The 26,930-nt window shown below is 69.8% G+C and carries 24 protein-coding genes and 1 pseudogene; 11 read left to right on the forward strand and 14 right to left on the reverse strand.

Features of this window, described 5'->3' with window-relative positions; translation table 11 throughout:
* Positions 1-45: 45 nt before the first annotated feature.
* Both AB0C30_RS47010 and AB0C30_RS47015 read left to right on the forward strand, forming a co-directional pair.
* On the forward strand, positions 46-870 hold the full coding sequence (locus AB0C30_RS47010; protein ID WP_357956586.1) for an alpha/beta fold hydrolase: 825 nt from the start codon (positions 46-48) through the stop codon (positions 868-870).
* A 23-nt stretch (positions 871-893) separates the two neighbouring features.
* Positions 894-1,691 carry a MerR family transcriptional regulator gene (locus AB0C30_RS47015; protein ID WP_357956588.1) on the forward strand — a complete coding sequence of 266 codons (798 nt, stop codon included), beginning with the start codon at positions 894-896 and terminating at the stop codon, positions 1,689-1,691.
* A 4-nt stretch (positions 1,692-1,695) separates the two neighbouring features.
* Here AB0C30_RS47015 and AB0C30_RS47020 read toward each other — a convergent pair whose 3' ends face one another.
* The 3 genes from AB0C30_RS47020 to AB0C30_RS47030 form a co-directional block, all read right to left on the reverse strand.
* Complete coding sequence (locus tag AB0C30_RS47020) at positions 1,696-1,869, reverse strand: nuclear transport factor 2 family protein (protein WP_357956590.1); 174 nt, start codon at positions 1,867-1,869, stop codon at positions 1,696-1,698.
* Positions 1,862-2,119, reverse strand: a complete 258-nt coding sequence (locus AB0C30_RS47025; RefSeq protein WP_357956593.1) for a hypothetical protein — start codon at positions 2,117-2,119, stop codon at positions 1,862-1,864. Before AB0C30_RS47025 ends, AB0C30_RS47020 begins: the two co-directional genes overlap by 8 nt.
* Before the next feature lie 69 nt (positions 2,120-2,188).
* The gene (locus tag AB0C30_RS47030; protein WP_357956595.1) at positions 2,189-2,602 is read right to left on the reverse strand and encodes a RidA family protein; all 414 of its coding nucleotides are present in this window, start codon (positions 2,600-2,602) and stop codon (positions 2,189-2,191) included.
* A gap of 561 nt (positions 2,603-3,163) precedes the next feature.
* Here AB0C30_RS47030 and AB0C30_RS47035 point away from each other — a divergent pair.
* On the forward strand, positions 3,164-4,270 hold the full coding sequence (locus AB0C30_RS47035) for a transposase (protein ID WP_357956597.1): 1,107 nt from the start codon (positions 3,164-3,166) through the stop codon (positions 4,268-4,270).
* Positions 4,271-4,283: 13 nt separating this feature from the next.
* Here AB0C30_RS47035 and AB0C30_RS47040 read toward each other — a convergent pair whose 3' ends face one another.
* A complete protein-coding gene (locus AB0C30_RS47040; RefSeq protein WP_357956599.1) occupies positions 4,284-4,943 on the reverse strand; it encodes a recombinase family protein in 660 nt (219 codons plus the stop codon).
* A gap of 1,117 nt (positions 4,944-6,060) precedes the next feature.
* On the opposite strand from AB0C30_RS47040, the gene AB0C30_RS47045 reads away from it, so the two are divergent.
* The 4 genes from AB0C30_RS47045 to AB0C30_RS47060 all read left to right on the forward strand — a co-directional run bounded on the left by AB0C30_RS47045 (position 6,061) and on the right by AB0C30_RS47060 (position 11,463).
* Positions 6,061-7,881, forward strand: coding sequence for an ABC transporter ATP-binding protein (locus AB0C30_RS47045; RefSeq protein WP_357956601.1), 1,821 nt, complete (start codon positions 6,061-6,063; stop codon positions 7,879-7,881).
* Complete coding sequence (locus AB0C30_RS47050) at positions 7,878-9,593, forward strand: ABC transporter ATP-binding protein (protein ID WP_357956602.1); 1,716 nt, start codon at positions 7,878-7,880, stop codon at positions 9,591-9,593. The genes AB0C30_RS47045 and AB0C30_RS47050 overlap by 4 nt, the downstream gene beginning before the upstream one ends.
* 126 nt (positions 9,594-9,719) lie before the next feature.
* Positions 9,720-10,547, forward strand: a complete 828-nt coding sequence (locus tag AB0C30_RS47055) for an alpha/beta hydrolase (protein WP_357956604.1) — start codon at positions 9,720-9,722, stop codon at positions 10,545-10,547.
* A gap of 52 nt (positions 10,548-10,599) precedes the next feature.
* On the forward strand, positions 10,600-11,463 hold the full coding sequence (locus AB0C30_RS47060) for a helix-turn-helix domain-containing protein (RefSeq protein ID WP_357956606.1): 864 nt from the start codon (positions 10,600-10,602) through the stop codon (positions 11,461-11,463).
* A gap of 780 nt (positions 11,464-12,243) precedes the next feature.
* Here the strand turns inward: AB0C30_RS47060 and AB0C30_RS47065 are convergent.
* On the reverse strand, positions 12,244-13,431 hold the full coding sequence (locus AB0C30_RS47065; protein WP_357956608.1) for a DUF3500 domain-containing protein: 1,188 nt from the start codon (positions 13,429-13,431) through the stop codon (positions 12,244-12,246).
* Between the two features lie 134 nt (positions 13,432-13,565).
* Here AB0C30_RS47065 and AB0C30_RS47070 point away from each other — a divergent pair, with 134 nt between their 5' ends.
* Complete coding sequence (locus AB0C30_RS47070; RefSeq protein ID WP_357956610.1) at positions 13,566-14,258, forward strand: TetR family transcriptional regulator; 693 nt, start codon at positions 13,566-13,568, stop codon at positions 14,256-14,258.
* 21 nt (positions 14,259-14,279) lie between these two features.
* On the opposite strand, the gene AB0C30_RS47075 is transcribed toward AB0C30_RS47070, so the two are convergent.
* The 7 genes from AB0C30_RS47075 to AB0C30_RS47105 are packed head-to-tail and all read right to left on the reverse strand — an operon-like array spanning position 14,280 to position 21,855.
* Positions 14,280-15,407, reverse strand: a complete 1,128-nt coding sequence (locus tag AB0C30_RS47075; RefSeq protein ID WP_357956612.1) for an enolase C-terminal domain-like protein — start codon at positions 15,405-15,407, stop codon at positions 14,280-14,282.
* Positions 15,408-15,411: 4 nt separating this feature from the next.
* The gene (locus AB0C30_RS47080) at positions 15,412-16,380 is read right to left on the reverse strand and encodes a D-2-hydroxyacid dehydrogenase (protein ID WP_357956614.1); all 969 of its coding nucleotides are present in this window, start codon (positions 16,378-16,380) and stop codon (positions 15,412-15,414) included.
* Positions 16,377-17,363, reverse strand: a complete 987-nt coding sequence (locus AB0C30_RS47085; RefSeq protein WP_357956616.1) for a hydroxyacid dehydrogenase — start codon at positions 17,361-17,363, stop codon at positions 16,377-16,379. The genes AB0C30_RS47080 and AB0C30_RS47085 overlap by 4 nt, the downstream gene beginning before the upstream one ends.
* 2 nt (positions 17,364-17,365) lie before the next feature.
* Complete coding sequence (locus AB0C30_RS47090) at positions 17,366-18,514, reverse strand: hypothetical protein (RefSeq protein WP_357956618.1); 1,149 nt, start codon at positions 18,512-18,514, stop codon at positions 17,366-17,368.
* Between the two features lie 4 nt (positions 18,515-18,518).
* Positions 18,519-19,373, reverse strand: coding sequence for a carbohydrate ABC transporter permease (locus AB0C30_RS47095; protein WP_357956620.1), 855 nt, complete (start codon positions 19,371-19,373; stop codon positions 18,519-18,521).
* Positions 19,373-20,341: a sugar ABC transporter permease gene (locus AB0C30_RS47100; protein ID WP_357956622.1), complete on the reverse strand. Its 969-nt coding sequence runs from the start codon at positions 20,339-20,341 to the stop codon at positions 19,373-19,375. The genes AB0C30_RS47095 and AB0C30_RS47100 overlap by 1 nt, the downstream gene beginning before the upstream one ends.
* Before the next feature lie 59 nt (positions 20,342-20,400).
* Positions 20,401-21,855 (reverse strand): extracellular solute-binding protein, encoded by a 1,455-nt coding sequence (locus tag AB0C30_RS47105; RefSeq protein WP_357956624.1) that lies wholly within the window; start codon positions 21,853-21,855, stop codon positions 20,401-20,403.
* A gap of 192 nt (positions 21,856-22,047) precedes the next feature.
* On the opposite strand from AB0C30_RS47105, the gene AB0C30_RS47110 reads away from it, so the two are divergent.
* The 3 genes from AB0C30_RS47110 to AB0C30_RS47120 are packed head-to-tail and all read left to right on the forward strand — an operon-like array spanning position 22,048 to position 25,745.
* The gene (locus AB0C30_RS47110) at positions 22,048-22,824 is read left to right on the forward strand and encodes a TIM barrel protein (RefSeq protein WP_357956626.1); all 777 of its coding nucleotides are present in this window, start codon (positions 22,048-22,050) and stop codon (positions 22,822-22,824) included.
* A 27-nt stretch (positions 22,825-22,851) separates the two neighbouring features.
* Positions 22,852-23,934: a LacI family DNA-binding transcriptional regulator gene (locus tag AB0C30_RS47115; RefSeq protein ID WP_357956628.1), complete on the forward strand. Its 1,083-nt coding sequence runs from the start codon at positions 22,852-22,854 to the stop codon at positions 23,932-23,934.
* Positions 23,935-23,960: 26 nt separating this feature from the next.
* On the forward strand, positions 23,961-25,745 hold the full coding sequence (locus AB0C30_RS47120; RefSeq protein WP_357956630.1) for a DUF2264 domain-containing protein: 1,785 nt from the start codon (positions 23,961-23,963) through the stop codon (positions 25,743-25,745).
* Between the two features lie 34 nt (positions 25,746-25,779).
* Here the strand turns inward: AB0C30_RS47120 and AB0C30_RS47125 are convergent.
* Positions 25,780-26,181, reverse strand: a pseudogene (locus AB0C30_RS47125) (Clp protease N-terminal domain-containing protein); the annotation flags it as partial.
* A 154-nt stretch (positions 26,182-26,335) separates the two neighbouring features.
* Positions 26,336-26,930: MEKHLA domain-containing protein (locus AB0C30_RS47130; RefSeq protein ID WP_357956632.1), on the reverse strand; the 595-nt coding region annotated here is incomplete at its 5' end.

Here is a 26,930-nt window from a genome sequence, read left to right on the forward strand (position 1 = left end):
GCGACGGTTGACCTTGCCCCAGGGTCAATGTCCCAGCATGGTGGCATGACCAACGCGTACGACGATGGGGAGCAGGCGGGCGACAGGACGATGCGGCACTTCACGGTCCACCACGACGGCGTCACGCTCCCGGTGACTCGCGGTGGCCGGGGACGACCGCTGGTCCTGTGCCCCGGACTGAACTCGACCCAGGCCCACCTGCACGAACTGACCGAACTGCTCCGGCGCGACCACGACGTGCTGACCTTCGACCTCCGGGGCCATGGCCTCGCCTCGGCCGCCGACCACTACTCCTTCGAGACGTTCCTCAGCGATCTGACCGCCGTGCTGGCGGAGCTGGATGCGGCGCCCACGCTTGTGGGCTACTCGCTGGGCGCGGACCTGGCCGTACACTATGCCGCCGAGCATCCCGGCGCCGTCGCCGACCTCGTTCTCATCGACGGGGCGAACCCGGTGCCTGAGCCGTTCATCACCGAGGCCCTCCTGCCGGAGTTCCGCGCCATGTGGGCGGACCTGGCGACGCGGCAGCAGGCCGAGCGGGGCACCGCGCGTCAGGTGCTGCTCACCGCCCAGGAGATTCTCGACCTGAACATCGAGATCGATGCGGTCCGATCCAGGATCCTCGACCGGTACGAGAAGATCGACCGGCCCATCCGCCTGATCATGTCGACCTCGATGGCCGGCGACAGCGGCGAAGGGCACGCACCGCGGTTCAACCGGAATTGGCGCGCCGGTGGCGAGCGGCTGATCCGTGAGCAGCCGCACCTCGCCATGTCCTGGCTCGACGCCGACCACCAACTGGTCTTCACCCACGCCCCGGAAATCGCCCAGATCATCCGAGGTGCCCAAACCGGCCAGGCGACTTCTTAAGCAACCCCTGAGATGCTGCTCTGATGCTGACCATCGGTGAGCTGGCGTCCTACGCCGGAGTGACGGTACGCGCGGTGCGGCACTACCACGCCAAAGGACTGCTGCCGGAGCCGGAGCGAGACCACTCCGGCTACCGCCGATACGACGCGGGCGCCGTAGTCGAACTGATCAAGATCCGTACCCTCGCCGAGGCCGGAGTCCCACTGGCGCGCGTACGTGAGCTGCTCCAGGCCGGCGAGGCGGAGTTCGCCACGGCGGTCGCGGACATCGACAAGCGGCTGCGGGCGGAGATCCGGCAGCGACAACGCCACCGTGAGCGGATCGCCCGGCTCGCCGCCGGGGACAGCTTGACGCTGCCCCCGGAGGTGGTCGACTATCTCGACCGGCTGCGCGCGCTCGGGGTCGACGAGCGGATCGTCCAGGCCGAGCGCGACGGCTGGATCCTGCTGGCCGCGCACTCCCCCGAGCGGGTCCCGGAGTGGATGGCCCGCAAACGGGAGCAGATCGCCGACCCGCGGCTCATCGATTTCTTTCTCACCCTGAGCCAGGCACTCGACCGGCACGCCGGCGACCCGCGGCTGGTCGAGCTGGCTGACAAGCTGGCCGCCTACATCACGCGGCTGGCCGAGGAGAAGGGCGAGGACTACGTCGACGACATCGACATCGAACCACCGCTCGTCAAGCTGATGGACAGGTTGGCGTTCGACACTGTGCCGCCGGCCCGTCGGCTGATCGAGCTGCTGAAGAAGCGAGGCTGGACCGGCTGGACCAAGCTCAAGCGCGTGGAGTCCACGCGGGCGACAAGTACGCCGGACCTTTGACGCGCTACCGGTCTTCCTGTAGGCGTCCTTGAGGCATACGGCCCGGCTCGGGGCCGACCGACGCGGCATAGACCGCGTCCTCGGTCATCAGCTCCAGCAGTGCGCCGACGTCGCGCCTGGCCCAGGCGTCGGCGAAGCGGGCCAGACATTCACGCGGGCTCGTCTCAGACTCAGACATCGTCGTTGTACTCCTGTGCGAGGTAGGCGTCCAGGTCCGGCCCGCCGGGGTTGGCGAGGACGTGCGTCATCCAGGCACGCCGCTCGAAGTCGGTGACGCTCAGCTCCCACACGCACCCGGCCGCCTGGCTCGGGTGTGGCGCCAGGTGCTCGGGCCGGTCGGCAGGCGCGGGGAGCACTGTTCGCGCGGTGCGCAAAGCGGTCTCGGCGACGCTCGACCGTATCCGCGCGATCCCGGCGATCTCACACATCAACTCCACGGTCGTCCTGCGCACCGTCTTCGAACGACCGATAGGCCGGACAGCCGCACTGAAAGAGGCTCAGGCGTCGTCACGTACCGCTATGACGGCCTCGATCTCCACGGTGAGCTCCGGGGAGGCAAGTGCGGCGACGACGGCCAGGGAGTGCGCCGGGACGTCGCCGTCGGGATACCACTCGGCGAAAACCTCGTCCCGGGCGGCGAAGAAGCCGGGCAGCTGCTCGGTGCCCGATACGAAGGTCGGCGGCTTCACCACATCGTCCGGCGTCGCCCCGAACTCATCGAGCACGAACCGCAGATTCGCGAACACCTGCCGGGTCTGCGACAGGGCGTCCGGGCCCGCGAGTGAGCTGTCTCGCAGGTTCCCCACCTGCCCCGAGACGAACACCAGCGTGGTGTTCTCCGGCACCGTGGCCACGTGAGTGTAATTGCCAATGGGTGCCAGCACGCCGACCGGGTTCCAGCGCTTGGGCATCTCGCTCACCTCGTTGATCAAATAGCGCGTTCGCGGCTCGTTCGACATCGGAGCTGTTGTTGAAGTAGTGGAAGCCCACCCGCAGCCGGTCGCGAGCAGGGTGGCGCGGACACCGTCTCGCGCCAGGCGAGCCTGGACGGCCCTCCGCTCCCGAAGATGTCCCCAGCCGCCAGGTAACGGAATGAGACATCACGATTGCGATTCGTGGTCGTTTCGGAGCGGTGAATCCGGCTGGGCGGGTGGGGTTTCTGCTTGATCGTGTTCGTGTCGGAGACGGTCAGGTGGAGGGCGGGTTCGGGTGCGGCGGGAGTGGGAGCCGGAAGAGCTGATCGCGGCTTGGACGCTGCTGGACGGCGACTGGGAACTGGTGGGGAACAAGACGGGGGCGACCCGTCTGGGGTTCTGCCTGCATGTGCTGAACGGGCTGTCGGCAGACTCGGCGCGGTCGCTGTGGGAGCTGGCCACGGGTGAGGACGGCTTCCTGCTGGAGCTGAAGTCCGACCCCGGGCGGCTGGGGCTGGAGACGCTGCTGGAAGAGATCGTCAAGCTGCGACGGGCCTGGTGCTGTACGCGCTTGGCACGAACGTGGGGATCAAACGGGTCGCCGACGGCGGCCAGCATGGCGAGAGCGAGGCGGCGCTGCGGGCGACCCGGCATCTGTTCGTCAACCGCGACAACCTGCGAGCGGCGATAGCGACCCTGGTCAACGCCACCTTGAGGATGCGGGATCCGCTGTGGTGGGGCAACGGGACCGCGTGCGCGTCGGATTCGAAGAAGTTCGGGTCGTGGTCGTCGAACCTGATGACCGAGTACCACGCCCGGCACGGCGGCCCCGGTGTCATGATCTATTGGCACGTGGACCGCAAGTCGGTGTGCGTCTACTCCCAGCTTCGCTCCTGCAACGCCTCCGAGGTCGCCGCGATGATGGAGGGCGTGCTGCGGCACTGCACCGACGCCACGATCGATCGCCAGTACACAGATAGTCATGGCCAGTCGCTGGTCGGGTTCGCGTTCTCCTACTTGCTGGGGTTCAAGCTGCTGCCCCGGATGAAGAACATCGCCCGGCAGAAGCTGGTGAAGGCCGACGCCGATGACGAGGTCCCGTCCTGCCTGACCGGCATGGTGGCCGACAAGCCGATCGACTGGGAGATCATCGCTCAGCAGTACGACCAGATGGCGAAGTACGCCACCGCCCTGCGGCTAGGCACGGCCGAGGCCGAGCAGGTGCTGCGCCGCTTCACCCGCGGCGGCCCCAAGCACCCCACCTACAAGGCCATCGAGGAACTCGGCAAGGCGGTCAAGAGCGTGTTCGTCGCCGAGTACGTCGCCTCGCAGGAACTGCGCCGCGAGATCCACGAGGGCCTGCAGGTCGTGGAGAACTGGAACTCCGCCAACACCGACCTGTTCTACGGCAGCGCCGGCACCATCCCCGGCAGCGACAAGGAACATCAGGAGGTCTCCATGCTCAGCCTTCACCTGCTCCAGTCGGCGCTGGTCTTCATCAACACCTTGCTGGTTCAGTCCATCCTCAAGGACCCCGCCTGGCAGAAGAAGCTGACCGACGCCGACAAGCGAGGCCTTTCGCCGCTGTTCTGGTCCAACGCCAACCTGTACGGCACGATCGACATCGACATGGGCCGCCGTCTTGACCTCGGCCTGGTCGCCTGACCCTTCCCGTCGATCACGCCGATGGCCGGGGTAGGTCGCCCTGGCCGGGTAGCAGGTCGGCCAGGGCGGTTCGCACGGCCGCCCGGCTAACCCCATGAGCCCGTGCCAGGGCAGCGATCGAGGTGCCCTCGTGGAAGGCCGCCCGCACGTCCTCGCGCCGGTCACCGTCCAGCGCGGGCGGCCGGCCGCGGTAGCGGCCTTCGGCCTCGGCGGCGGCGATCCCCTCGACGGTGAGCTCGTTCTGGATGTCACGTTGGAACTGGCCGACTGCAGTGATCACGTTGATGATGACGGCGGTGGTGGCGTCGTTGGCGGCGAGGTCGTAGAAGTTCGACAGCGGTCCGGACAGGACGCGCAGGGCGACGCCGCGGGCTTGGCACCAGTTGCGGACGGCGTGGATGTCGAGCAGATCGCGGCAGAGCCGGAACAGCTCCGAGACCGTAAGGGTGTCGCCGGGGTGCGCCTTGGCGGCGATCTTGCCGAACGCGGGCCGGTCGAGGGCGGGGATCTTGGAGGTGGTGGCGGGATCCTCGAAGAGGAGGACGCCGTCGGCCGGCCGGAATCCCTCGGCGACGCCTTCGGTGCGCACGAGAAGGCCGGCCTCGGTGAGGATGTGGCGCTGCCGCAGCAGGGACTGGGCCGCGGTGGAGACGCGGGAGTAGACGATCCGCACCAGGCTCTCCTCGGGAAGGGCTGGAGCCCGATTCTTCTGTCGGAAAATCCTGTCGTCAATTCGTGTGCGGAATCGGCCATCCGGCGTCACGGTTCGTCGCTCGATGTCCGATTTTCGAGAGGGCTTTCGGGGCTCGATCAGAGGGTGTCGTTAAATCTTCTAATCCCGACAGGGCCAAGTTTGGTGCCTTGGAACGCCTGACGATCTTCGGTTCCTAATTCGTCGGCCGACCAAGCGGTCACTGACCCGCTACGACCACTGAACACCGGCAAGACCGCTTGGACGCAAGCATCTAGTCAGCACCCTGGCTCATACGGTGCGCTGGGCGCATACTGTGACCACTCCTCCCTGGTCAAAGGTGGTCTCCCGCCAGTCGTGCATGCCGTCGATAGAAGATCGTTCGGCTCACCCCGAACACGCGGCCCTGGTGGCCAGCGAGCGAGGCGCCGATCTGGCTATAGGTGGCCGTGTCCCACCCAATCCGGTACGCAGGTCGGCCCTTCAGAAGACGAGTCCACCCGCCGGGATTCTCCTGGCCGTCTGCCTGCACCCATGGCCGTCCGCCAGGGTCGTCATGGCCGCCAATCCGGGTTTCCCGATGACCGCTAACGCACGGCAACCCCGATCCAGACGATGGTGGCGGACGGTCGGCCTTCGACTCCGCGGGAACATTTGTCCAAGACTGATAGTCGACCGCCCGTGCACAGTCTCCGCATGAATGAGTACGACATCGAGCCGCGTGGTGAAGGCCGCGGTCGAGAGAGCCGCCGACTGGAGAGGGCGGGGTCTTCGTAGACGGGGGCGCCTGCGACCAGTAGGGCGGTGAGGGCGTGCCGCTGGCGGGCGTCAGTCTGCATGTTTGTGGAGTGCCACAGGCAGACCGGTCAGCCACGTCCGGCATCCGTGACGGGTGGGTGCGGGTGAAGGCCTGGGCGGTGGGCAGGGCGGTGCCCGCGCTGGTAGGGGCGCAGTCACGCCGCTCCTGGGTGTCGGCCTGCCAGGCCAGCTCGACCGGGTCCTCGCCCCCTCATACGCCGACCCCGTATACGCCGCCCCTCATCCACCATCGGCTCGGCCACGGGCCGGGTCGTGACGAGATCGACGAGACCGGAGAACGATGACCACCACCAGCGACCTCGCTCGGGCGACCAAGCAATCGCATGCCGATTCCGCGGCGGGACAGAGCATGACCCGGCTGTTGCGTCCCCATCTGCGAAGCTTCGCGGCCGTGGTGATCTTGCAGGTCATCGGCGCGCTCACGGGTCTGGCCCCGTTGCTGGCGGTCGTCGAACTGGGCCGTGCCCTGCTGTCGCCCGGCCCGATCGATCACGCTCACGTCTGGACTGTGGTGATCGCGGGTGCGGCCGGCCTGTTCGTCCGGCTGCTGTTCACCGCCGCATCGTCGGGGATCGGGCATGTTCTCGACAGCCGGGTGCAACTGACGTTCCGCCGGCAGTTGGCCGCGTCGCTGGGACGCGTCCCGATCGGCTGGTTCTCCCGGCGCCGCACCGGTGAGCTGGCCAAGGTGGTGGGCGAGGACGTGAGTGCCGTGCATCCGTTCATCGCCCACGCCCCCGGCGAGCTCGTCGCCGCGTTCGTGGTGCCGCTGGTGTCGCTGATCTACTTGTTCACCGTCGACTGGCGGCTCACGCTGATCACGTTGATCCCGGTGGTGCTGGCGATAGCGCTGGTCCCGCTGCTGATGCTGCCCGCCAGGACGCGCGAGCAGGAGGCCTACGATGCGGCCCTGGGACGGATCGCCAGTTCCGTCGTCGAGTTCGTGCAAGGCATCTCGGTGGTCAAGGCATTCGGCGGAGGCGAGCGCGCCCACCGCACGTTCCTGACAGCCGCCGACGACTTCGTCAGCATCTTCTCCCGCTGGGTGCGCGGCATGTCCGTGATCGCCGCCGGGATGCAGCTGGCGCTGTCGCCGCCGTTCGTGCTGCTCATCGTGCTGACCGGCGGCACGGCTCTGATCACCTCCGGCGGCCTGGCCCCGGCGGACCTGCTGCCGTTCCTGCTGCTCGGGCTGGGACTGACCGCTCCGGTGGCGGCGCTCGGCCACGGCTTCGACGACCTGCAGAGCGCCGGCCGCGCGGTCGGCCGGATCAAAGACGTGCTAGCGGTCCGGCCGCTGCCCGAACCCGCCCACCCGCGTCCGCCGCGGGGACACCGGGTGGAACTGCGTGACGTCCGCTTCGCCTACGACGCTGACCACGAGGTGCTGCGCGGCATCGACCTGGTGCTGGAGCCAGGGACGGTCACCGCGGTCGTCGGGCCGTCGGGAAGCGGCAAGTCCACGCTGGTCCAGCTGCTGCCGCGGTTCTTCGACCCCACCCACGGGTCGGTCCTTCTCGGCGGCGTCGATCTGCGCGAGATCGGCAGCCGGGAGCTGTATCGGCAGGTGTCCTTCGTCTTCCAGGACGTCCGTCTGCTGCGCGTCTCGGTCGCCGACAACATCGCGCTGGCGGTGCCGCGGGCCGGCCGCGACGACGTAATCCGCGCCGCCCGGCTGGCCGGCATCCACGACCGCATCCTCCAGCTGCCGCACGGATACGACACGATGCTCGGTGAAGAGGCCAAGCTGTCCGGAGGCGAGGCGCAGCGGATCTCGATCGCCCGCGCGCTGCTTGCCGACGCTCCCGTGCTGGTGCTGGACGAAGCGACCTCCTTCGCCGACCCGCAGACCGAACAGGCGGTCCGCCGGGCCCTGGCGACGCTGAGCGGCGACCGCACGATCGTCGTCATCGCCCACCGGCTGGAGACGGTCGCCGACGCTGACACTGTCGTGGTGCTGGAGGACGGAGCGATCGTCGAACGCGGCAGGCCCGCCGACCTGCTGACACGAGGCGGAAGGTTCGCCGCGTTCTGGCGATCCCACCAATCCGACGAGATCAAAACCCACGGTGGCGTACTGCGAGGAGACGAGCCCCGATGATCCGAATGCTGCTGCGTGTGCTCGGAGATGAGTACGCCTGGGCGATGCGCCGCACCGTGATCCTGATGACGATCACCGCGGTGGTCGAAGGTTTGTCCTACGCGCTGCTGGTCCCGGTGCTGCGGGCGCTGCTCGGCAGCACGCCCGCGGATGCCGTGCCCTGGCTGGTCGCGTTCGGAGCCGCGGTCGCCCTCTACGCCGTGCTGCGCTACATCAGCGACTTGTCCGGCATGCGGGTCGGGACCACCATGTTGCGCGGCATGTATCACCGGCTCGGCGAGCACCTGGCCCGCCTCCCCCTCGGCTGGTACAACGCCGGTCGCATCGGCGAGGTGTCCGCCCTGGCCGGCCGCGGCCTCCTGCAAGCCATGGGCGTGGCCGCGCATCTGCTGGCACCGTTCATCTCCGCCCTGGTCACGCCCCTGACCATCGTGGCCGTGATGACCGCCTTCAACTGGCGGATGGGGCTGGCCGCGTTGCTCGCCGCACCCGTCGTGGCGGCGATCCAGGCTTGGACGGCGCGCGCGACGGGCGCCGCCGACGCCGAGCGTCACGAACGCGACCAGGAGGCCGGCGCGCGTGTGATCGAGTTCCTGCAGGCCCAGCCGGTGCTGCGGGCCGGCGGCCGGACCAGCGAACGCTTCCAGCTGCTCGACGACTCGCTTCGGGATGCCCAGCGCGCCTCGCGCCGTAGCGTGCTGGCGACGCTGCCCGGCGCCGTGGGGCTGACGCTCACCGTGCAGGCGTTCTTCACCGGGCTCCTGGTTCTGGGCGCCTACCTCGCGCTCGGCGGGAACATCGGCGCGGCGGAGATCCTGGCGATCCTGGTGCTGGCCGCCCGCTGCGCCGACCCGCTGCTGTCGCTGTCGGACGTCGGCGGCAAACTCCGCGGCGCGCGTGCGGAGCTGGCCAGACTCGAGGCGTTGCTGCGCACCGAGCCGCTGCGGGAACCCCGCGAGCCGATCCAGCCGGCGCACCACGGCCTGGAGTTCGACGCCGTCGCCTTCCGGCACGGCGAGCACACGGTGTTCGACAAAGTGTCGCTCACCGTCCCCGAGGGACAGCGGCTCGCGGTCGTCGGGCCGTCCGGCGCGGGCAAGAGCACGCTGCTGCAGCTGCTGGCGCGCTTCTACGACGTGGACGCCGGCGCGGTGCGCGTGGGAGGCGTGGACGTGCGCGCGATCAGCACCGAGGCGTTGATGGCGCGGATCGCCATCGTCTTTCAGGATGTCCATCTCTTCGACGGCACGATCGAGGAGAATGTGCGCCTGGGCCGTCCCGGCGCAGGCGTGGCCGAGGTGCGGGCGGCGGCGACCGCGGCGCGGTTGGACGAAGTGATCGAGCGACTGCCCGGAGGATGGGCTGCGAAGGTCGGCGAGGGCGGCGCACTGCTGTCAGGTGGTGAGCGCCAGCGTGTCTCGATCGCGCGGGCGCTGCTGAAGAACGCGCCCATCGTGCTGCTGGACGAGGTGACCTCGGCGCTGGACCCGGTTAACGAGGCGGCCGTCCACGAGGGCATCGAGCGCCTGATGGCGGGGCGGACGGTGGTGATGGTGGCGCATAGGATACGGACCGTCCGGCGCGCCGACCGCATCGTCTTTCTGGACGGCGGCCGGATCGTGGAGGAAGGCAGCCACGACGAACTGCTCGACCATGGCGGCCGCTACGCCGGCTTCTGGAACATCTCCATGGCTCCCGCCGCGCGGGAATGAGCCCGCCGGGCCCGTGTTCCGGCCTTGGGACCTCGGTACGGCCGTTATGGTGATGGCCGCCGGTCTTCGACTGCGCGGGAACATTTGTCCAAGACTGGCGGCGGGCCGCGCGTGCATAGTCTTCGCATGAGTGAATACGACATTGAACGTTCGCATGGGATGCACGTGGTCCATGACGGCCCGCGGCAGGCGCCACCGTTGTTGCTCATCCACGGGTCGGGGGCCTCGGGCGGTTTCTGGGGTCCGGTGGTCCCGGCGCTGGCCGGTCACCATCACGTCATCCGGGTCGACCTCCCGGGTTGCGGCCACTCCCCGCCCGCGCCGTCGTATGACGTGCCCGCGCAGGCGGGTCAGGTGGCGGCGCTGCTGGACGACCTCGGCCTTCGTCACGTCGCCGTGGCCGGGCACTCCAGCGGCGGCTACGTCGCCACCGCGCTGGCCGAGCAACGTCCCGACCTCGTGGGTTCGCTTGCGTTGATCAGTAGCGGCCCGAGTCCGGATGCGCTCCTCCGGCAGCCGTTCATCCTTCGGGTGCTGCTGGCCCCGCCGCTGGGCCCGCTCCTGTGGCCGAGGCGTTCGGACGCGATGATCCGCAAGGGGATCAGCGCGACGGCCGTTCGCCCCGTGGACCTCCCGGACGACGTGGTCGCCGACGTACGGGGCATCACCTACCGCGTGATGAGGACGGTGCTGCGCCAGAACACCGCCTACATCGCCGAACGGAGCGTGCCCGAGCGGCTCGCCGCCCTCGGGGTCCCCGTGCAGGTGATCTTCGGTGCTGCCGACCCCCGTTGGGAGCCGTCGTCGGCGCACCGATACGACGCGGTGCCGGGCGCGCGGGTCGAGCTGCTACCCGGTGTCGGGCACCTACCCATGCTGGAAGCACCCGAGACGATCGGCAAACTGCTGCTGGACTTCACGGCGGCGGGGTCGACGACGACCCGTGATCCCTGATGCCTAGACTGGCCATGTGTTGCCTGCCGGAATGCCATCTGACCAGACATGGGTGGACATCGCAGTCCCACGCCCGTCGGTTCGGCTGCCGGGGGTCAGCATGGCCGGGTTCTGCCATCGTGCCCCGGCCTCGGTGGACATCTCCATGATCGCCTACCCGTCCGTCACCCTGTTCGTCGATCTGGGCGAGGGAGAAGGTGTCGTCTACGAAGCCCCTGGCCGGCACGAGCGCGGCAGCGTCGTCGCCGGGCTACTCCCCGGCGATCTCCAGGCAACTGGCCGGGGAGCCGGACAGTTGCTCCAGATCCGGCTGGATCCGGTCGCGGCGGCTGCGTTGCTGGGCGGCGCATCGGCCGAGCTCAGCGGGACGGTGGCAGCCCTTGAGGACGTCTGGGGCCGCGACGCCGGGCAAGCCGAGGACAGGCTGCGCACCGCCACGTCGTGGGACGAACGCTTCACGATAGCGGTGGACATCCTAGGTCGGCGGCTGGGCGACCACCCGCCGGTCGACCCCCAGGTCGCCCACACCTGGCGGCGGACGCTGTCCAGCCGGGGCCGGGTGCGGGTCGACGGCCTGGCGGACGAGGTCGGCTGGAGCCGCAAGCGCCTGTGGTCCCGCTTCCGGTCCCAGCTCGGCATCACCCCTAAACGCGCCGCCCGACTGGTGCGCTTCGACCACGCCGCCCACCTTCTCGCGGCGGGTCACGCCGCCGCCCGCGTAGCCGCCGAGAACGGCTACGTCGACCAGTCCCACCTTCACCGCGAGGTCGCGACGTTCGCCGGGCTCACGCCCACGGCCCTGGCGGTCGCGCCGTGGCTCGCGGTGGACGACGTCGCATGGCCGGCTTCATCGCCCGCCGGCGCAGCACGCCTTCCTGCGATGAGCCACACGCGCAAAGCTCCCACCGCGGAATGACCCTCCCACACCGGCCATCATCAACCCCATGCCCACCAACCAGAACTCCCGGCTCTTCCGCTCGATCTCCGCGATTCACCCTGACAGCAGCGTCGCTTCGTGGTCCTTGATCGCTGCTGTGACCAGGCTGCGTGCGGCCCCAGATGATGGCCCCCTGTTCGGCCTGGGGGCCCAGGCCGCGGACGTCACGCAGGGCGATCTGCGCCTCCCAGCCGACCACGACGGTCAGGGCCGAGATCAGGCGCTGAAACGACTCCTCGCTCAGGGTGCCGCGGAGCAGTTCGCAGGGCTCGCTCCAGCCATTCCACCCCCGGCGGGGGCTGCGTCGCTGGCCGGTCAGCTCTTCACCGTCGCGACCCTTTCAAGATCATCCCAATGTGGGTTTTGGGCTTATGTGCGCTGTTACCTGACAGGCCAATCCGGCTACGACAAACGCCCGCACAGGGCACTCCTCAAACGAGCGATCCGAGCCCTGGCGCAAGACACCGCCTGCGGACCAACTCCATATGGGTCGCCGACTCCCACCCCCGTCGAGTGGATCCGACCCCGCCCTCCGCCCGGCCGTCTCCGACCCGAACACGATCAAGCAGAAACCCCACCCAGCCACAGTCACCGCTCCGAAACGATCATGAACCGCAATTGCGATCGATCACTCGGCTACCTGGCGGCTGGGGACGCGTTCGGGAGTGGAAGGCCTGGACCGCGTCCGAATCGGTGACGCGCACCACCGCGATATGGCTCTGGGAGCCGGGAAGGGGGATGCCGGCTAGCGGCGGGCGGTCAGTGCGGGATATCGGTCCGGTGCGTGGCGAGCAGGTCCATCCCGAAGTCCCCGTCCGGGTCCCGCCACACGGAGTGCGCGTGGTTGGCGGCGCGCTGGGTGTTGTCGTACTCGATGAGCAGGCGCGGGCCGGTGAGCCGGTAGTAGTGGGGCTCGCCCGGCGAGACGCTGCCGGCCCAGCCGAAATGTACGCGGTCGAGGTTGTGCTCGACGAGATAGTGGCGGCGGTAGGCGTCGGCGACCGGTGCCGGAGAGCGGTCGGTGTAGGCCGCCAGCAACTCGCGGAGCAACCCGCGCTGCTCCCCCGTCATCTCGTGGGCGGGGACCCCTTGGGGGTCATGGGTGAGCGCCATCGTCTCGTGGTCCTGCTCGGTGTAGCCGGAGTCGCGCTCGGCGGCTTCGTCGAGCCGGTGGGCCAGCGCGGACAGCTCCGGCGTGGGCAGCGGTCCGCGGAACAGGTCCTGAAGGTGCATCATGCGGTCTCCGGGGCGTACGCGGGCGCGGTTGCCCGAGACGATGTCGGAGATCGCGCGGGGGTGCAGCAGCGCCCGCGCCTGATCCTGCCTTCCAAGCGAGCCCATCACGGAGCGAGCCAGGTCCTCGGCCCCGCCGAGCGGGCGCAGCGTTCCGGCGAGCAGCGGCGATGTCGCAGGGTTGGCGCCCAGGAAGGACGGTGTCGACGCCGCGATCCGTCCCTCGTGAATCAGCAGGTTCACCGACACATGGTGGCCGCCGACACGCCACCCCCACAGGGGGTCACCGGGACGGCCGAAGACACGCACCCAGTACAGCCCCGGGTCGCGGGTACGCTCCCGGCCCCAGTCGACGCCCCACCCCTCGAGTTCGTCGAGGACGTTCTCCAGCCCCATGATGACGCAGGCGGTGGCGTACGCGGGGCGCGTCAGGCCGCTGGCCAGGAGCCGCATGGCGAGGCCCTGCTGCCGGGGCGAGAGTTCGCCGAGCGGCACCCCGCCGTGGTCGGTGGGGGTGTAGAACCACCGGACCCGCTCGGCCTCGACGGCCGGGTCGCCGAAAGGGATCAGCGCCGCTCGGGCGTACAGCGCTTCCGGGAGCGAGTCGAGGAATTCGGTCGCGACGCGGACCATGTCGTCCACGAGCGTCCGCTCCGCGTCGTCCGGACCCGCCGTTCCCCCACCATCAACGCGATCGGTGACCTTCTCGCCCACCAGACCCACCTCATCCCTCTCGAAATGGTCCCTTTCGGGAGTCATGCGGCGATACGTCCGGTTCCGCGACATCGAGCATAACCTTCCAACCATCGGCAACCTAGCAAAAGACCGCCGGTATGTAGGATGTGGCCGTGACCTTCAAGCGCGCCCGCAACGACGAGCAACGCGGCGAACGACGGCGGCAGATACTCGACACCGCCGCCGCGATGCTGATCGAGATGCCGGTCGCGAAACTGAGCCTGAACGAACTCAGCCGCCGCGCCGGCCTGGCCAAGCCCAACGTGCTGCGCTACTTCGAATCCCGCGAGGCGGTCCTGCTCCAGCTCCTGGACACCGAGATCCACAACTGGATCGCCGAACTGGAGCAGTCACTCGAACCCACCGACGGCACACCGCGGCAACGCGGAGACCAGCTGGCCGCCATCCTGGCCAAGTCGATCACCCGGCGGCCGGTGCTGTGCGACCTGATCAGCACGCAAGCCGCGGTGCTGGAACACAACGTGTCCACCGAAGTCGCCATCCGGCACAAGAACGCCACCCTGCGCGCCTTCCAAAGCCTGGTCCGGCTATTTCTCCGCTACCTGCCCGAACTCGGCACACAGGACGCCTTCCGGCTCGTCGGAATGGCCACACTGACGGTCAGCGCCGCCTGGCCGTACAGTCAACCCACAGAGGCACTACTGGCCGCCTACGCCTCCGACCCGGCGCTGGCCCCCATGCAAGCCGACTTCACCGACCTCGTACGCCAAGCGCTGGAAGTGACCATCTCCGGCCTGCTCGCCCGCGGAGAAGACCTGCCCCTGGGAGCGGGCCCCCTCAACTGAGCCCGCCGCGAGGCTCACCTGTCAGACCGCGAGCGAGCGGACCACCTCCTCGTCCACGCCGATCCCCAGGCCGGGGCCGGTGGGCACGTGGGCGACGCCGTCGGTGACGGTGATGACCGGGTCCGTGGCGTACGGGCTGGTGATGAACTGGCGGCCGTTGAGGTCGACGGGCGTGTCCACGCCGAACGCGGCGAACAGGTGCAGCGAGGCGGCCAGCCCGATGTCGGACTCGGTGAGGCCGGAGCCCATGACGGCCAGGCCACTGTCCTCGGCGAGCTGGCACTGGCGCAGGGCCAGGGTCAGCCCGCCGCAGCGCTGCACCTTGGCGACGGCGACGTCGATGGCGTCGAGCCGGACGAAGGTCGCCAGGTCGCTCGGGTGGCGCAGGCTCTCGTCCACGGCCACCGGGATGGGGCTGGCGTCACGCAGGCGGCGCAGGCCGGCGAGGTCGTTGGAGGGCACCGGCTGCTCGAAGACGGCGACGTTCAGATCGGTCAGGCGCCTGGCCACCCGGAGCGCGGCGGCGGCCGTGTAGCCCTGGTTGGCGTCCACCCAGAGCACGGCGTCGGGCGCGGCCGCGCGTACGGCGGTCACGATGGCCACGTCCTCGTCCTCGGTGTGCAGGCCGAGCTTGACCTTGACGTGGCGGTAACCGTGGGCGCGGCCCTCGGCCACCGAGTCCGCGGCCTCGGACGCCGACTCACCCGACACGATCCAGGCCAGCTCGATGGTGTCGCGCCTGCGCCGGCCCCACAGCTCGCCGAGGGACACGCCCAGGCTGCGGGCGTAGGCGTCATGGCAGGCCACGTCCACCGCCGCGCGCGCCAGCGGCATGCCGATCGAGAATCCCTTGCTGATGGTCCGGTCGAAGGTACGGCAGAGCCCGTCGAGGTCCCACAGCGGGCGACCGACGGCGGCCGGGGCCAGGTAGCCCTCGATGGTGGAGACGATGGATTCGGTGGTCTCGTACGTCCATGAGGGAATCGGGGTGGACTCACCCCACCCGATGGCGCCGTCGTCGGCCGTGACCTTCACCAGGACCCTGATGGCGGGACGGCCGCTCTGGACCACGGACCCGCCCGCCACCGCGAAGTCGCGCAGCGAGGGCAGGGCCACGGTGAAGGTCTCGACGCGTGCTATCTGGTTCACGTGATCAGTACCATTCCGACTTGTCCACCACATTGATCAGTTCGCGCCCGGCCACGAAGCGGCGGGCGTTCTCCAGCAGGACGGCGAAGCACCGCTCCGAGGCGTGCGGTCCCACGCCCGCGACGTGCGGGGTGATGAGCACGTCGGGACGCCGCCAGAGCGGGTGGTCGGCGGGGAGCGGCTCAGTCTCGAAGACGTCCAGGGCGGCGCCGGCCAGGTGGCCCGAGGACAGGGCGGCGGCCAGGTCGTCGAGCCGGACGATGGGGCCGCGGCCGACGTTGACCACGTACGCCCCCTGCTTGGCCAGCGCCAGCCGGCGCGCGTCCAGCAGGCCCTCGGTGGCTGGGGTGTGCGGGATCGTCAGGATGACCAGGTCCGCCTCGGGAAGCAGCCGGTCGAGGGCGTCCGGCGGCAGCACCTCGGCGAAGCCCGGCACGGGGCCGCCGCGCCGGGCGTCCGTGCCCACGACCCTGGTGCCGAACGCCGCCAGCAGCCTGCCGACCTCGGCCCCGACCGCGCCCACCCCCACGACCAGGGCCGTGGCCTCGCTCAGCGGCAGCACGGCGCCGGGGTCCCAGTCGGGCGCCCAGCGCGCGCGGGCCTGTTCGCGGGCGTACCTGGGCAGGTCCCTGGCCAGCGCGAGCACGAGCGCCAGCGTGTGCGCGGCCACGTGGTCGGTGTAGGTGTCGCGCATGTTGGTGACCTGTACGGGGTGCGCGACCAGGGCCGGATGGTAGAACGCCGGAGGCGGCCCGGCCTGCGGAGCCTGCAGCCAGCGCAACCGCTCGGCGTGCGCGAGCAGGTCCGCCGGCAGCGTGCCGTAGGCGGCGTCGGCCTCCGCCAGCGCCTCGGCCGCCTCCGCCGGGGTCTCCGGCCGGAGGACGACGAGCTCCGGCACCGCCTGCTCCAGCCGGGCCCGCCAGCCCGCGGTGGCCGGATCGTGCGGCGGCAACAGCACCAGGGTGGTGCTCACGCCCTTCTCGCGAGGCCGGACTCGGTGATCTCGTACCGCAGCGGTTCCCCCGCGAGGTAGCGGACGAGCTCCTCGGCCATCGCCTCGCCGTGGCGGCGCCGCTCGTGGCCCAGGCTGCCGGCCACGTGCGGGGTGACGACGATGTTCGGCATCGTGAACAGCGGCGACCCGGCGACGGGCGGTTCCGGGTGGGTGACGTCGAGGACGGCGAACAGGTCGGTCCGCCGGCTCAGCACGTCCACGAGCGCGGCCTCGTCGACCAGCTGGCCGCGCGCCGAGTTGATCAGGGTGGCGTCGTGCTTCATCGACTCCAGCAGCGCGGCGCCGATCATGCCGTTCGTCTCGGGGGTGAGCGGGGCGTGCAGGCTGACCACGTCGGAGGTGGCGAACAGCTCCTCGAGGCCGACGAGGCGCACCCCGAGCCGCTCTGCCTCGGCCGGGTCGGCGTACGGGTCGTGGGCCTGCACGTCGAGCTTGTGGTGGGCGAGCAGCCGTGCCGTGGCCCGGCCCGTGGCGCCGAGCGAGACCAGCCCGACCGTCGCGCCGTAGGCTCCCAGCTCGGGTCCGCGCGGGGCGGTGGCGGCGGCGGCGCGCGCGTTCAGCACGTAGCGCCAGCCGTGCTTGAGCGCGTACAGGATCTGCGACAACGCGAACTCGGCGACCGGCTCGGCGTTGGCCGTGGCCGCCGTGGTGACCCGCACTCCCCTGGCCCACATCTCCGGGGTCACCATCGAGCGGATGGAGCCCGCGCCGTACAGCACCAGCGAGAGTTTGGGTGCGGCGGCGAGAAACTCGGCGTCCAGCTTGGGCGCGCCCCACCCGGTCACCAGGACCTCAAGGCCGCCGAGCACGTCGGGAGTGAGCCGGTCGGCGGTGAGCAAGGGCGAGTCGATGGCCAAATGCCGCTCAAGCGCGGCCCGGGCATCCGGGCCGTAGACGTCGTCGAAGCGGTTCGGGTCCATCACATACAGGCCGTTCAGCATTATCAACTCTCCTTCAAGCGAGCCGCCGCCCGCAAACTTGCCAGGCGGGCGGGTGAGCCTAGCCCGGCGTGGTAGTAACGCAGTTGCCGCGCGCCCCCGGCGACGAGGTCGGCGGCCAAAGCCGGGATCCGGGCGTGCCCGTCCTCCAGCACGGTCAGGTTGGCGACGAGCGGGACCTCGGTACGGCTCGCCGCGGCCTTCATCTGGGCCAGGGCGGCCTCCTCCTGGCCCCAGCACTTGAGCACGTACGCGTCGACCGGCGCGTCGAAGGTGGCCAGGTCGATCCCCACGTCGGGGCCGGTGACCTGCGGGTCGTCGGTGGCCATGAGCAGCACCTCACGCCCGCCGGCCAGCGCCGCCACCTCCCGGACCAGGCCGGCGATGACCTGCCCGCGGTGACCGTACACCGCCCGGGCACGCTCGGAGCCGAGTACTTCCTCCAGGCTCGTCCCGGCCGGGACGCCCCACTGCAGCTCCCCGTCCACGGCGGCGCGCACGTCACGCGCCAGCTCCTCGACGTCGAGGCCGCGCCCGGCCAGCCCGGCCCGGCAGGCCGGGCACAGGCAGAGGGACAGCAGCGCCTTGCCGCAGGCGGACAGGCCAGCGCCGGAGGTCTTCTCGTGGTGACCGGCGTGCTCCATGCCCAGCCAGCCGCACGCCTCCAGCATCAGCGCGGGCACGTCGTACTGCTCGCACACCTCGCCTACGAGAGTGAGCGCGTACTCGTGGACGGCGGGCTGAGCAGGACAGAGCGCGTAGGGGTAGGACTCGCCGTAGGCGTTCGTCACCGTCAGGTCGGGCGCTTCGCGGCCCAGCACCGAGGAGTGCGTGAGCACCAGCCAGGCCTCCGCCCGCAGCCCCGCCCCGGCCAGCGCGGCCAGCGCCGTGCCGAACCGGTCCTCGTCGGCCACTCCCCAGCTCGGCGGGTACGGCCGCAGCCGCCCGCGCCAGCGCTCGGGGCGCAGCCGGAAGTAGGCCGCCGCGTGGTCGGCCTGCACGATCCGGTGACGCGGATGCCACGGGGTGACGCCCCGGACCGAGTGGTAGGCGGCCTGCAGGGTCACCGTGCTCACGCCCAGCCCGGCGATGCGCTCGGCCGCCGCGGGGTCGCCCACGACGTCCCAGGTGTAGGCGAACGCCCCATGCCTCACGCGTTCATCCTTTCGTGGCGCCGGCCAGGCCGCGCGTGAAGTAGCTCTGGAAGAACAGGAAGATCATCAGCATCGGCAGGAACGAGATCGTCATCCCGGCGGCGAACCCGGTCCAGTCCGTCGCGTGCTCGCCCTGGAAGGACAGCATCCCGACGGCGAGGTTCTGCAGCTCGGGCTGGCCGAGCGTGAACACCAGCGGGATGTTGAACTCGTTCCAGCTGCTGATGAACTGGAAGATGACCACCACCGCGATGACCGGCTTGGCCAGCGGCAGGATGAGGCGGAAGGTCTTGAGGAAACCGGCCCCGTCGAGCTTGGCCGCCTCGAACAGGTCGGTCGGGACGCTGGAGAAGAACCCGACGAACAGCAGGACGTAGAGCGCGCCGGCGCCGCCGGACATGGCCAGGATGACCCCGGCCCGGGTGTTCAGCAGGCCGAGGTTCTCGATCAGCACGAACTGCGGCACGATGATCGAGGCGACCGGGATGAACAGGGTCCCCACGATCATCCGGTAGAGCAGGGTCCGGCCGGGGAACTCGTACCTGGCCAGCACATAGCCGCACAGGGCCGCCTTGACCAGCTCGACCAGGGTCGAGGCGACCGAATAGAGCACCGTGTTGAAGAAGTATCCGGAGAACCCGGCGTTCACCCAGGCCCGGACGAAGTTGTCGAAGTTCAGCTGGTCGGGCAGGAGGCTCGCACCGCTGGTGAACATCCCCGCCTGGGTCTTGAACGCGGCCGAGATCGTCCACAGGAAGGGATAGACCCACACGAGCCCGACGACCAGCAGGATCGGCAGGGCGATGAGATTGGCCCGCACGGCATGGCTGCGCCGGGCCGCACGAGTGGTCGCTGCCATCAGACGCCGTACTCCTTCCTGAGCCGCTGAGCCCGGCGGACCGCCAGGCCCTGGGCGGAGACCAGGACGAAGGCGATGACGGAGAACAGCAGCGCCGCGGCCGAGGCGTAGCCGTAGGCGAACGGCACCGAGCCGAAGGCGTTCTGGTAGATGAAGTAGGACACCACGTAGGTGCTGGTGCCGGGCCCGCCCGCGGTGAGCGTGACGACCAGCCCGAAGACGTGCATGGCGTTCACCAGGCCGAGCAGGGCGATGATCACGGCGACCGGCCTGATCATCGGCAACGTGATGCGGGTCAGCTTCTTCCACTCCCCCGCGCCGTCGATGGCGGCCGCCTCATAGACCTCCTCGGGCACGTTCTGCAGCGCCGCGATCCAGTAGATCATGTACTGGCCGAAGATCTGCCAGATGGAGACGAGCACGAGCACGACCAGCGCGCTCCACCGGTTGGCGAACACGTCGAATCCCTGGTCGACCAGGCCGAGGTCGCGCAGAATCGCGTTCAGCGCGCCGTTGGACGGGTTGAGCAGGTAGGTGAACACCAGCCCCGCCATGGCGACGGGGATGATGAGCGGCGCGAAGAACATGGTCCGGAAGAACCGCTTGCCGCGCAGCCACTTGCGGGTCAGCAGGATCGCCGCCAGCAGCGAGATCGGCAGCTTGATGACGGTCGTCAGCAGGGCGAAGACCAGCGTGTTGACCACCGAGAGCCAGAACAGCGGGTCGGCCAGGATCGTGCCGTAGTTGCCGCCCCCGACGAAGTTGTCGATGGGGCCGACGCCCGACCAGTCGAAGAAGGAGTAGTAGATCGTCGCGATCAGCGGCCAGATGGTGAAGCCGAGGTAGAGCAGGAGGAAGGGGGCCAGGAAGACGAGCAGCCAGACCCTCTCGAGGCCGCGGACGCGCTCGCGGGAGTGATCGGGGCGCTCTGGCACCCGCTTGGCGGGCGACCGGTCCCTGTCCGTCACCCTTTCCCTCCTGGGGGCGGGAGCGGTGGTTGTCATGGATGTCCTCACGAGGAGTCCGGTCAGTTGCGGTACATGTCCGAGGTGTAGTCCTTCGTGTACTCCCAGTCGGGGAAGGTGTAGCAGTCCATCGACACCTTCAGCCCGCTGGCCGCCTCCTGCTTGAGCCCTTCCTCCAGAGCGGTCTGCCGCTGTTTGGCGATGGCTGCGCCCGTGCTCTCCAGAGGCTGGCCGCTGGTCAGGGCTTCACCCATGGCCTCCCACTCCCCGTCGGGGCTCTTGGCCACCGCGTTGACGTACGCCTTGGACTTGGCGATGTCGGGGCACTTGAGCAGGGGCACGGGAAGCTGAACCCGGTAGCCCGGCTTTCCGCCGATCTCCATGATCTGCCTGAGCGCCGGGTCGGTGACCATCTTCTGGTTGTCGACATAGGCGAGCGTGCCGAAGGCGCTCTTGTAGTACTGCTTGACGAAGTAGCCGTTGGGGTCGGTCATCCACTGGATGAACGTCCACATGGCGTCGGGATGCTTGGTCTGCGAGCTGACCCAGTACTTGTTGTTGTCGTACTTGCGGCCGGCCGCGCCGGTCTGCCCGCCGTCCGGGTTGACGCGTGGCGCCACCACGTACTTGTCGCTGCTGAAGCCCTGGCTGGCCCACACGCTCGGCAGCCACGTGCCGTCGAACATGATGCCGGCCTGATCGGCGGCGAACTGCTGGCGGGAGAAGTTCTTGTCGTTGGTGCCGGGCGCCAGGTAGCCGGCCTTGTTGAGCTCCTGGATGAAGGCGAAGGTCTTCGTCTGCGCGGGCTGGGTCACGTCGAACTTGCCGGTCTTGTAGTCGAAGAACTCGTCCGTCGAGACGCTGCCGATCAGCCCGTACCAGATGCGCTGCATGTCCACGCCCTTGGTGGGGGCGGCGATGCACTGCGCCTTGGTCTTGGCCTTGATCTGCGCGCAGGCGTTCTTGAGGTCGGTCCAGGTCTTGGGCGGGCTGTTGACGTCCAGCCCGGCATCCTGGAAGACCTTCTTGTTGAGGAACATGTAGCCGGAGCCCCAGTACAGGTTCTCCGAGAACGGGAAGCCGTAGGTCTTCCCGTCCTGCATGTTGATGCCTTCCAGGAAGGACCCGTCCGGCCAGCGCTTGGTGAAGTCGGCGGGGACGGTCCCGCTCGGGCTGAGCGGGCGGATCCACTTCTGGTCCGTCAGCTGGGACAGCCCGAGAGCGTTCCAGTAGAACATGTCCGGCGCCTGGTTGCTCTGGAAGGCCAGGGGCAGGGTCTTCATGTACTCCGACTGGGTGATCGAGCGCCACTCGATCTTGATGTCGGGATGCTCCTTGGTGAACTGGGCGCCGATGTCCTTATGGAAGTTCACCTGTTCGGCGGAGAAGTCCCAGATCCGCAACGTGGTCTGCGAGCCACCTCCGCTCGGGTTGCTCGAGGTACCGCACGCCGACACGAGCAGAGACGCCATGGCTGCGGTCGCCATCACGGCGGTCAAACGCGGACGGGGGATCATGGACCCTCCTAAAGAGGCGGAGGTCAGAGGGGGGTCGGGCGGCTGGTAAGCGCTTACCCGAGGGTGGGTCGAGAGTAGCCCGCCTCATTCCCCGATTCAAGGCTTGTGAGAAAGCGGTTTCAGATGGATGCTCAGCCATGAAGTCTGTCTGACCCAAGATGTACAAGCGCTTTCTCAACTTCAGGAGTACGTGTGCGCCTGCTCGCCTTCACCAAGCCCTTCGGCTCCATCGACGCCCCCGAGCTGGCCGAGGCCGTGGCCTCGGTGGGCGCCGAGGGGGCGGACCTCCTCGTACGCGAGGGCCAGACGGTCAGCCCCACAGACCCGGACGGCATCGCCGTCGTCGCCGCCGAACTCGGGCGCCGCGGGCTCACCCTCGACGTCGTCACCACCGATTTCCTCGACACCGACGCCGACGCCGAACGGCTCATCGCGGCCTGCGGCGAGGCCGGCGTCCCCCTCGTACGGACGGGCTTCTACCGCTACGACCCCGCCATCGGCTACCACCATCAGCTGAAGGAGGCCAGAGCCGCGCTGACCCGCCTGGCCGCTCTCGCCGCCCGGCACGGCGTGCGGGTGGCGGTCCAGCTGCATCACGGTACGATCCATCCATCCGCCGCGCTCGCCCTCGCACTCGCCGGTGACCTGAATGACGTGCGCTTCTACGCCGACCCCGGCAACCAGGCCAAGGAGGGCAGCGAGGCATGGGCGCTCAACGTCGAACTGCTGGGCGATCGGATGGCCTGCATGGGAGTGAAGAACGCCGCCTGGCGATCGGGCCCGGACGGCTGGACGTGCGATTGGCAGCCGTTCGCGGACGGGGGCGTGGTCCGCTGGGCGGAGATCATCCCCGGGCTGCGCGAACGCGGCTACGCCGGGGTGCTGTCGCTGCACGTCCACTACCCGGCGGCCGACCCGGTGGCGGCCGTACGGAGAGATCTGGATCATCTGCGCGAGCTGCTCGGCTGACGGGCGCACGGGAGGCAGGAGGAGCGGGTGCGTAATCTGCGGCAGGGCCGCGGGAGCCGGGTGACGATCAGCGACGTCGGGGCGGCCGCAGGGGTGTCGGCCTCGACCGTCTCCCGTGTGCTCAACGGCACGACGAAGGTCGATCCCGCTCTGGCGGCGCGGGTCCACGACGCGGTCACGCAGCTGGGCTACCGGCCCAACGCGGCGGCGCAGGGGCTGGCGCGCGGCGAGTGGGGCACCATCGGCGTGCTGGTCCCCGACCTGGCCAATCCCTACTTCCCCGGCGTGCTCAAGGCGGTCTCGGCCGTCGCCCGCTCGCACGGGCGCCGCGTCATGGTCATGGAGTCGGACGACGACCCCTCGATCGAGCAGGACCTGGTGGAGGACCTCATGCGCAGCTGCGACGGGGTGCTGCTCGCCTCCTCCCGCATGGAGCGCGCCGACCTGGCCGTCCTGACCGGCCGGGACCACCCGCTCGTCCTGCTCAACCGGATCGTCCCCGGCCTGGCCGCGCCCGCCGTCTCCGCCGACTTCTTCGGCGGGATGATGCTGATCTGCGGCCACCTGGCGCAGCTGGGCCACCGCCGGGTCGCCTACCTGAGCGGCCCCGAGGTGTCCTGGGCCAACTCCGAGCGGATCAGGGCGCTGGAGGCCGCCAAGGCGTTCGGCCTGTCCGTCACGATCCTGCCGTGCGGGTCCACCAGCCGGTGCGGGTACGAGGCCGCCGCCGCGGTGGCCGGCACCGGCGCCACCGCGCTCACCACCTACAACGACCTGGTGGCCCTGGGGGCGGTGACCCGGATGCGCGAGCTCGGGGTGCGGGTTCCCGAGGAGTTGTCGGTGGTGGGGTTCGACGACATCGCGCTGGACCACGTGGCGCACACGGGCCTGACCACGGTGTCGGTGCCCCAGGGGCAGCTCGGCAGGCAGGCGGCCGAGATGCTGGTGGCCCTCATGACCGAGGGGCACGACGGGGCGCCGGTGACGCTGCCGATGGAGCTGCAGGTCCGCGACAGCACCGCCCCGCCCGGGGTTCCCGCGGTGTTGACAGGCGAGGGCGCCGGGGTGTTGACAAGTGAGGGCGACGGCGGGAAACCTAGCTCGGGATAGCGCTTTCCCAGCGAAAGAGAGACCCCGTGCACACCGACGACCTGCCCGGCGGCGATCGAGACGAGTTGGCGCGTCAGGTATTGGACCTGGTCACGCCCCTGATTTCGCGATTCAGTCCGGGGCGGGGACGGCTGCGGCTGGGGTTCCACACGGCGCACTACGACCTGGCGTCCGCCGAGCTGGAAGCGTTTGCACGCCCGCTGTGGGGGCTGGCGCCGCTGGCGGCCGGCGGCGGGGCGTTCGACCACTGGGAGCTCTGGAGTGCCGGGCTCGCCGCCGGGACCGATCCCGAGCACCCCGACTACTGGGGCGCGGCCTTCGACAAGAACCAGCGGCTGGTCGAGACCGCCGCCATCGGCCTGGCGCTCGCCCTGGCCCCCGAGCGGATCTGGGACCCGCTGACCGGCCCGCAGCGCGACACGGTGGCCGCCTGGCTACGGCACTCCGTCACCGTGGAGCCGAACAACAACAACTGGCTGTTCTTCCCGGTCATGGTGGGGCTCGGGCTCGACCGCGTCGGGATCTCCCACGACCACGACGCCAACACGGCCAGGCTCGACCGGCTGGAGGAGTTCGACCTCGGGCGCGGGTGGTACTCCGACGGGCCGACGTGGCAGCGCGACTACTACATCCCGTTCGCCATGCACTACTACGGCCTCATCTACGCCGCGCTCGGTCGCGACCAGGAGCGGGCCGGGCGCTTCCGTGAGCGGGCCGCGGCGTTCGCCCAGGACTTCCAGCACTGGTTCAGCAGCGAGGGGGTGGCCGTCCCGTTCGGCAGGAGCCTGACCTACCGGTTCGCGCAGTCGGCGTTCTGGGGGGCGCTGGCCTTCGCCGGCGTCGAGGCGCTGCCGTGGGAGGTGACCAAGGGACACCTGCTGCGGAACCTGCGCTGGTGGGACCGCCGGCCGATCCGCGACAACGCGGGAGTGCTCACCATCGGCTACGGCTACCCCCAGCCGCACATGGCCGAGCAGTACAACGCGCCCGGCTCGCCGTACTGGGCCATGAAGGCGTTCCTGCCGCTCGCCCTGCCCGCGGAGCATCCGTTCTGGGCCGCCAAGGAGGCCGACGCTCCCCCGCTGCCCGAGGTCAGCACCCAGCCGGAGGCGGGCGTGGCGCTGATGCGCTGCGAGGAGGGGCGGCACGTGGTGCTGCTCAGCGCGGGGCAGCGCAACCCGTGGGCGCGGCACGGCGCGGCCAAGTACGCCAAGTTCGCCTACTCCACGCGGTTCGGCTTCAGCGTGCCGGCCGGGACGCTGAAGCTGGAGCAGGGCGCCTTCGACAGCACGCTGGCGCTCAGCGAGGACGGCGAGCACTGGCGGCCCTGCGAGCTGCCGGACCAGGTCTCCGCCGCCGACGGTGTGCTGCGCTCCCGCTGGACGCCGTGGGAGGACGTGGAGATCGAGACCTGGCTCGTGGCGTTGCCCCCGTGGCACGTACGGGTGCACCGGATCACGACCGGGCGGGCGCTGCGCACGGCCGAGGGCGCCTTCGCGATCGACCGCGACCGGCCGCCCACCCGGGTCGACATCGGTTCCGGCCGGGCCCGGCTCGACGCGCCCCACGGCCTGTGCGTGATCGAGGACCTGACCGGCGCGCGGGAGGGCGACCTGGTCACGGCTCTGCCCGGCACGAACGTGCTCACGCCGCGCACCACGATCCCCACGTTGAGGGGCGACCTGCCGCCCGGCGAGCACCTGCTGGCCTGCGCGGTGCTCGGCCTGGGGCCCACAAGCCCGGACGCGGCGGACGGGTGGCCGCAGGCGCCCGCGTGGGAGACCATCGAGCCGCTGATCGGCCCTAGTTGACGTACTGCTGGAGGAGCGTGTCCGTGCTCCGCCCGACCTGGTCGAGGTCGACGCCGAGCTTGACCAGCACCTGGGCCGCCACGCTCGCCCGGTCGTGGGTCAGTGCGAGCAGGAGGTGTTCGGTGCCGATGTAGTCAAGGCCGCGTTGCAGGGACTCCTGGTTGGCGGCCTGGAGCGCTTGGCTGGCCGCCGGCGTGAACGGAAGGTAGCCCGACGGAGCGGACTGGCCTCGGCCCCGGCTCTCCTCAACCTGCCGGCGCACATCCTCAAGGCTGAGGCCCAAGCCCTTGAGAACCTGGGCGCCCACGCCCTCATCTTCACGGAGCAGACCGAGAAGCACGTGCTCGGTGCCGATGGAGTCGTGGTTGAGCGTTCTGGCCTCGTCCTGGGACAGGACGATGATACGCCGCGCTCGGTCGGTGAACTTCTCAAACATCCCGCCGCTCCTCGGAAAGCAGTTAGTCAGGCCGGTGCACCCGGTTTTGTCCCTGGGCATGCTAGTGCGTCACAGTCGCATGATCGGATCTCGGAGGGCGGGCATCGTGACCCGTTCGACGTTCGTGCCCCACCATGCACGCGACCCAGGGACGTCAGGCGTCTCGCCAGCGTTGGAAGGTCGCCGCCTGGCCCACGAGCACGCCGCCGCCGTCCACCAGGTTCCACATCGTCACGTCCTCGATCCAGAACCGGCGGCCGGACTTGGCGATGCGCTGTCCCCGGTAGCCGGTCGCGAAGCCGGTCCGGTGCACGGCGTCCAGGAGCCGCTGACGGTCCTCCCGCCGGTCCGGCTCCGCCGAGAGCCGGGAGGGCAGGCCGACGAACTCCGCCCAGTCGTAGTCGAAGCATCGCTGGGCGGTGCGGTTCGCGTAGGTGAAGCGGGGGTCGTGTGCCGCGTCGTGCGCCAGCACCCCGAAAGGGGCGTCCTCGTAGAGCCAGCGCGCCGTGGCCTCAGGGCCGGCCAGCGGGGTGCCGACGAGGCGCTGATGGCAGCCCGTCAGCAGGTCGAAGAAGTCGGGATTCACGTAGCAGCCGTTCTCGTCGGGACGCCCGTCATGATCGTTGCTTCCGCTCTCGTTCGCCGCGCTGTGCCCGGGCACATGCGCCCGGCCGGGCACCACGCCGTGCTCGGTGTGCTCCTGATGTGGCGCAGCGGGATCGGGCTGCCGGAGGCCCCCGACGAACACG

Source organism: Nonomuraea sp. NPDC048901 (genome assembly GCF_040649695.1).
Lineage (GTDB): Bacteria > Actinomycetota > Actinomycetes > Streptosporangiales > Streptosporangiaceae > Nonomuraea.

What these genes read in the sequence shown, in the direction of transcription:
- AB0C30_RS47055 (WP_357956604.1), top strand. Translation starts at nt 9,720, where the DNA reads ATGAGTGAATACGACATTGAACGTTCGCATGGGATGCACGTGGTCCAT.
- AB0C30_RS47095 (WP_357956620.1), bottom strand. Translation starts at nt 19,373, where the DNA reads ATGGCAGCGACCACTCGTGCGGCCCGGCGCAGCCATGCCGTGCGGGCC.
- AB0C30_RS47025 (WP_357956593.1), bottom strand. Translation starts at nt 2,119, where the DNA reads ATGTGTGAGATCGCCGGGATCGCGCGGATACGGTCGAGCGTCGCCGAG.
- AB0C30_RS47030 (WP_357956595.1), bottom strand. Translation starts at nt 2,602, where the DNA reads ATGCCCAAGCGCTGGAACCCGGTCGGCGTGCTGGCACCCATTGGCAAT.
- AB0C30_RS47010 (WP_357956586.1), top strand. Translation starts at nt 46, where the DNA reads ATGACCAACGCGTACGACGATGGGGAGCAGGCGGGCGACAGGACGATG.
- AB0C30_RS47085 (WP_357956616.1), bottom strand. Translation starts at nt 17,363, where the DNA reads ATGCTGAACGGCCTGTATGTGATGGACCCGAACCGCTTCGACGACGTC.
- AB0C30_RS47105 (WP_357956624.1), bottom strand. Translation starts at nt 21,855, where the DNA reads ATGATCCCCCGTCCGCGTTTGACCGCCGTGATGGCGACCGCAGCCATG.
- AB0C30_RS47015 (WP_357956588.1), top strand. Translation starts at nt 894, where the DNA reads ATGCTGACCATCGGTGAGCTGGCGTCCTACGCCGGAGTGACGGTACGC.
- AB0C30_RS47050 (WP_357956602.1), top strand. Translation starts at nt 7,878, where the DNA reads ATGATCCGAATGCTGCTGCGTGTGCTCGGAGATGAGTACGCCTGGGCG.
- AB0C30_RS47045 (WP_357956601.1), top strand. Translation starts at nt 6,061, where the DNA reads ATGACCACCACCAGCGACCTCGCTCGGGCGACCAAGCAATCGCATGCC.
- AB0C30_RS47020 (WP_357956590.1), bottom strand. Translation starts at nt 1,869, where the DNA reads ATGTCTGAGTCTGAGACGAGCCCGCGTGAATGTCTGGCCCGCTTCGCC.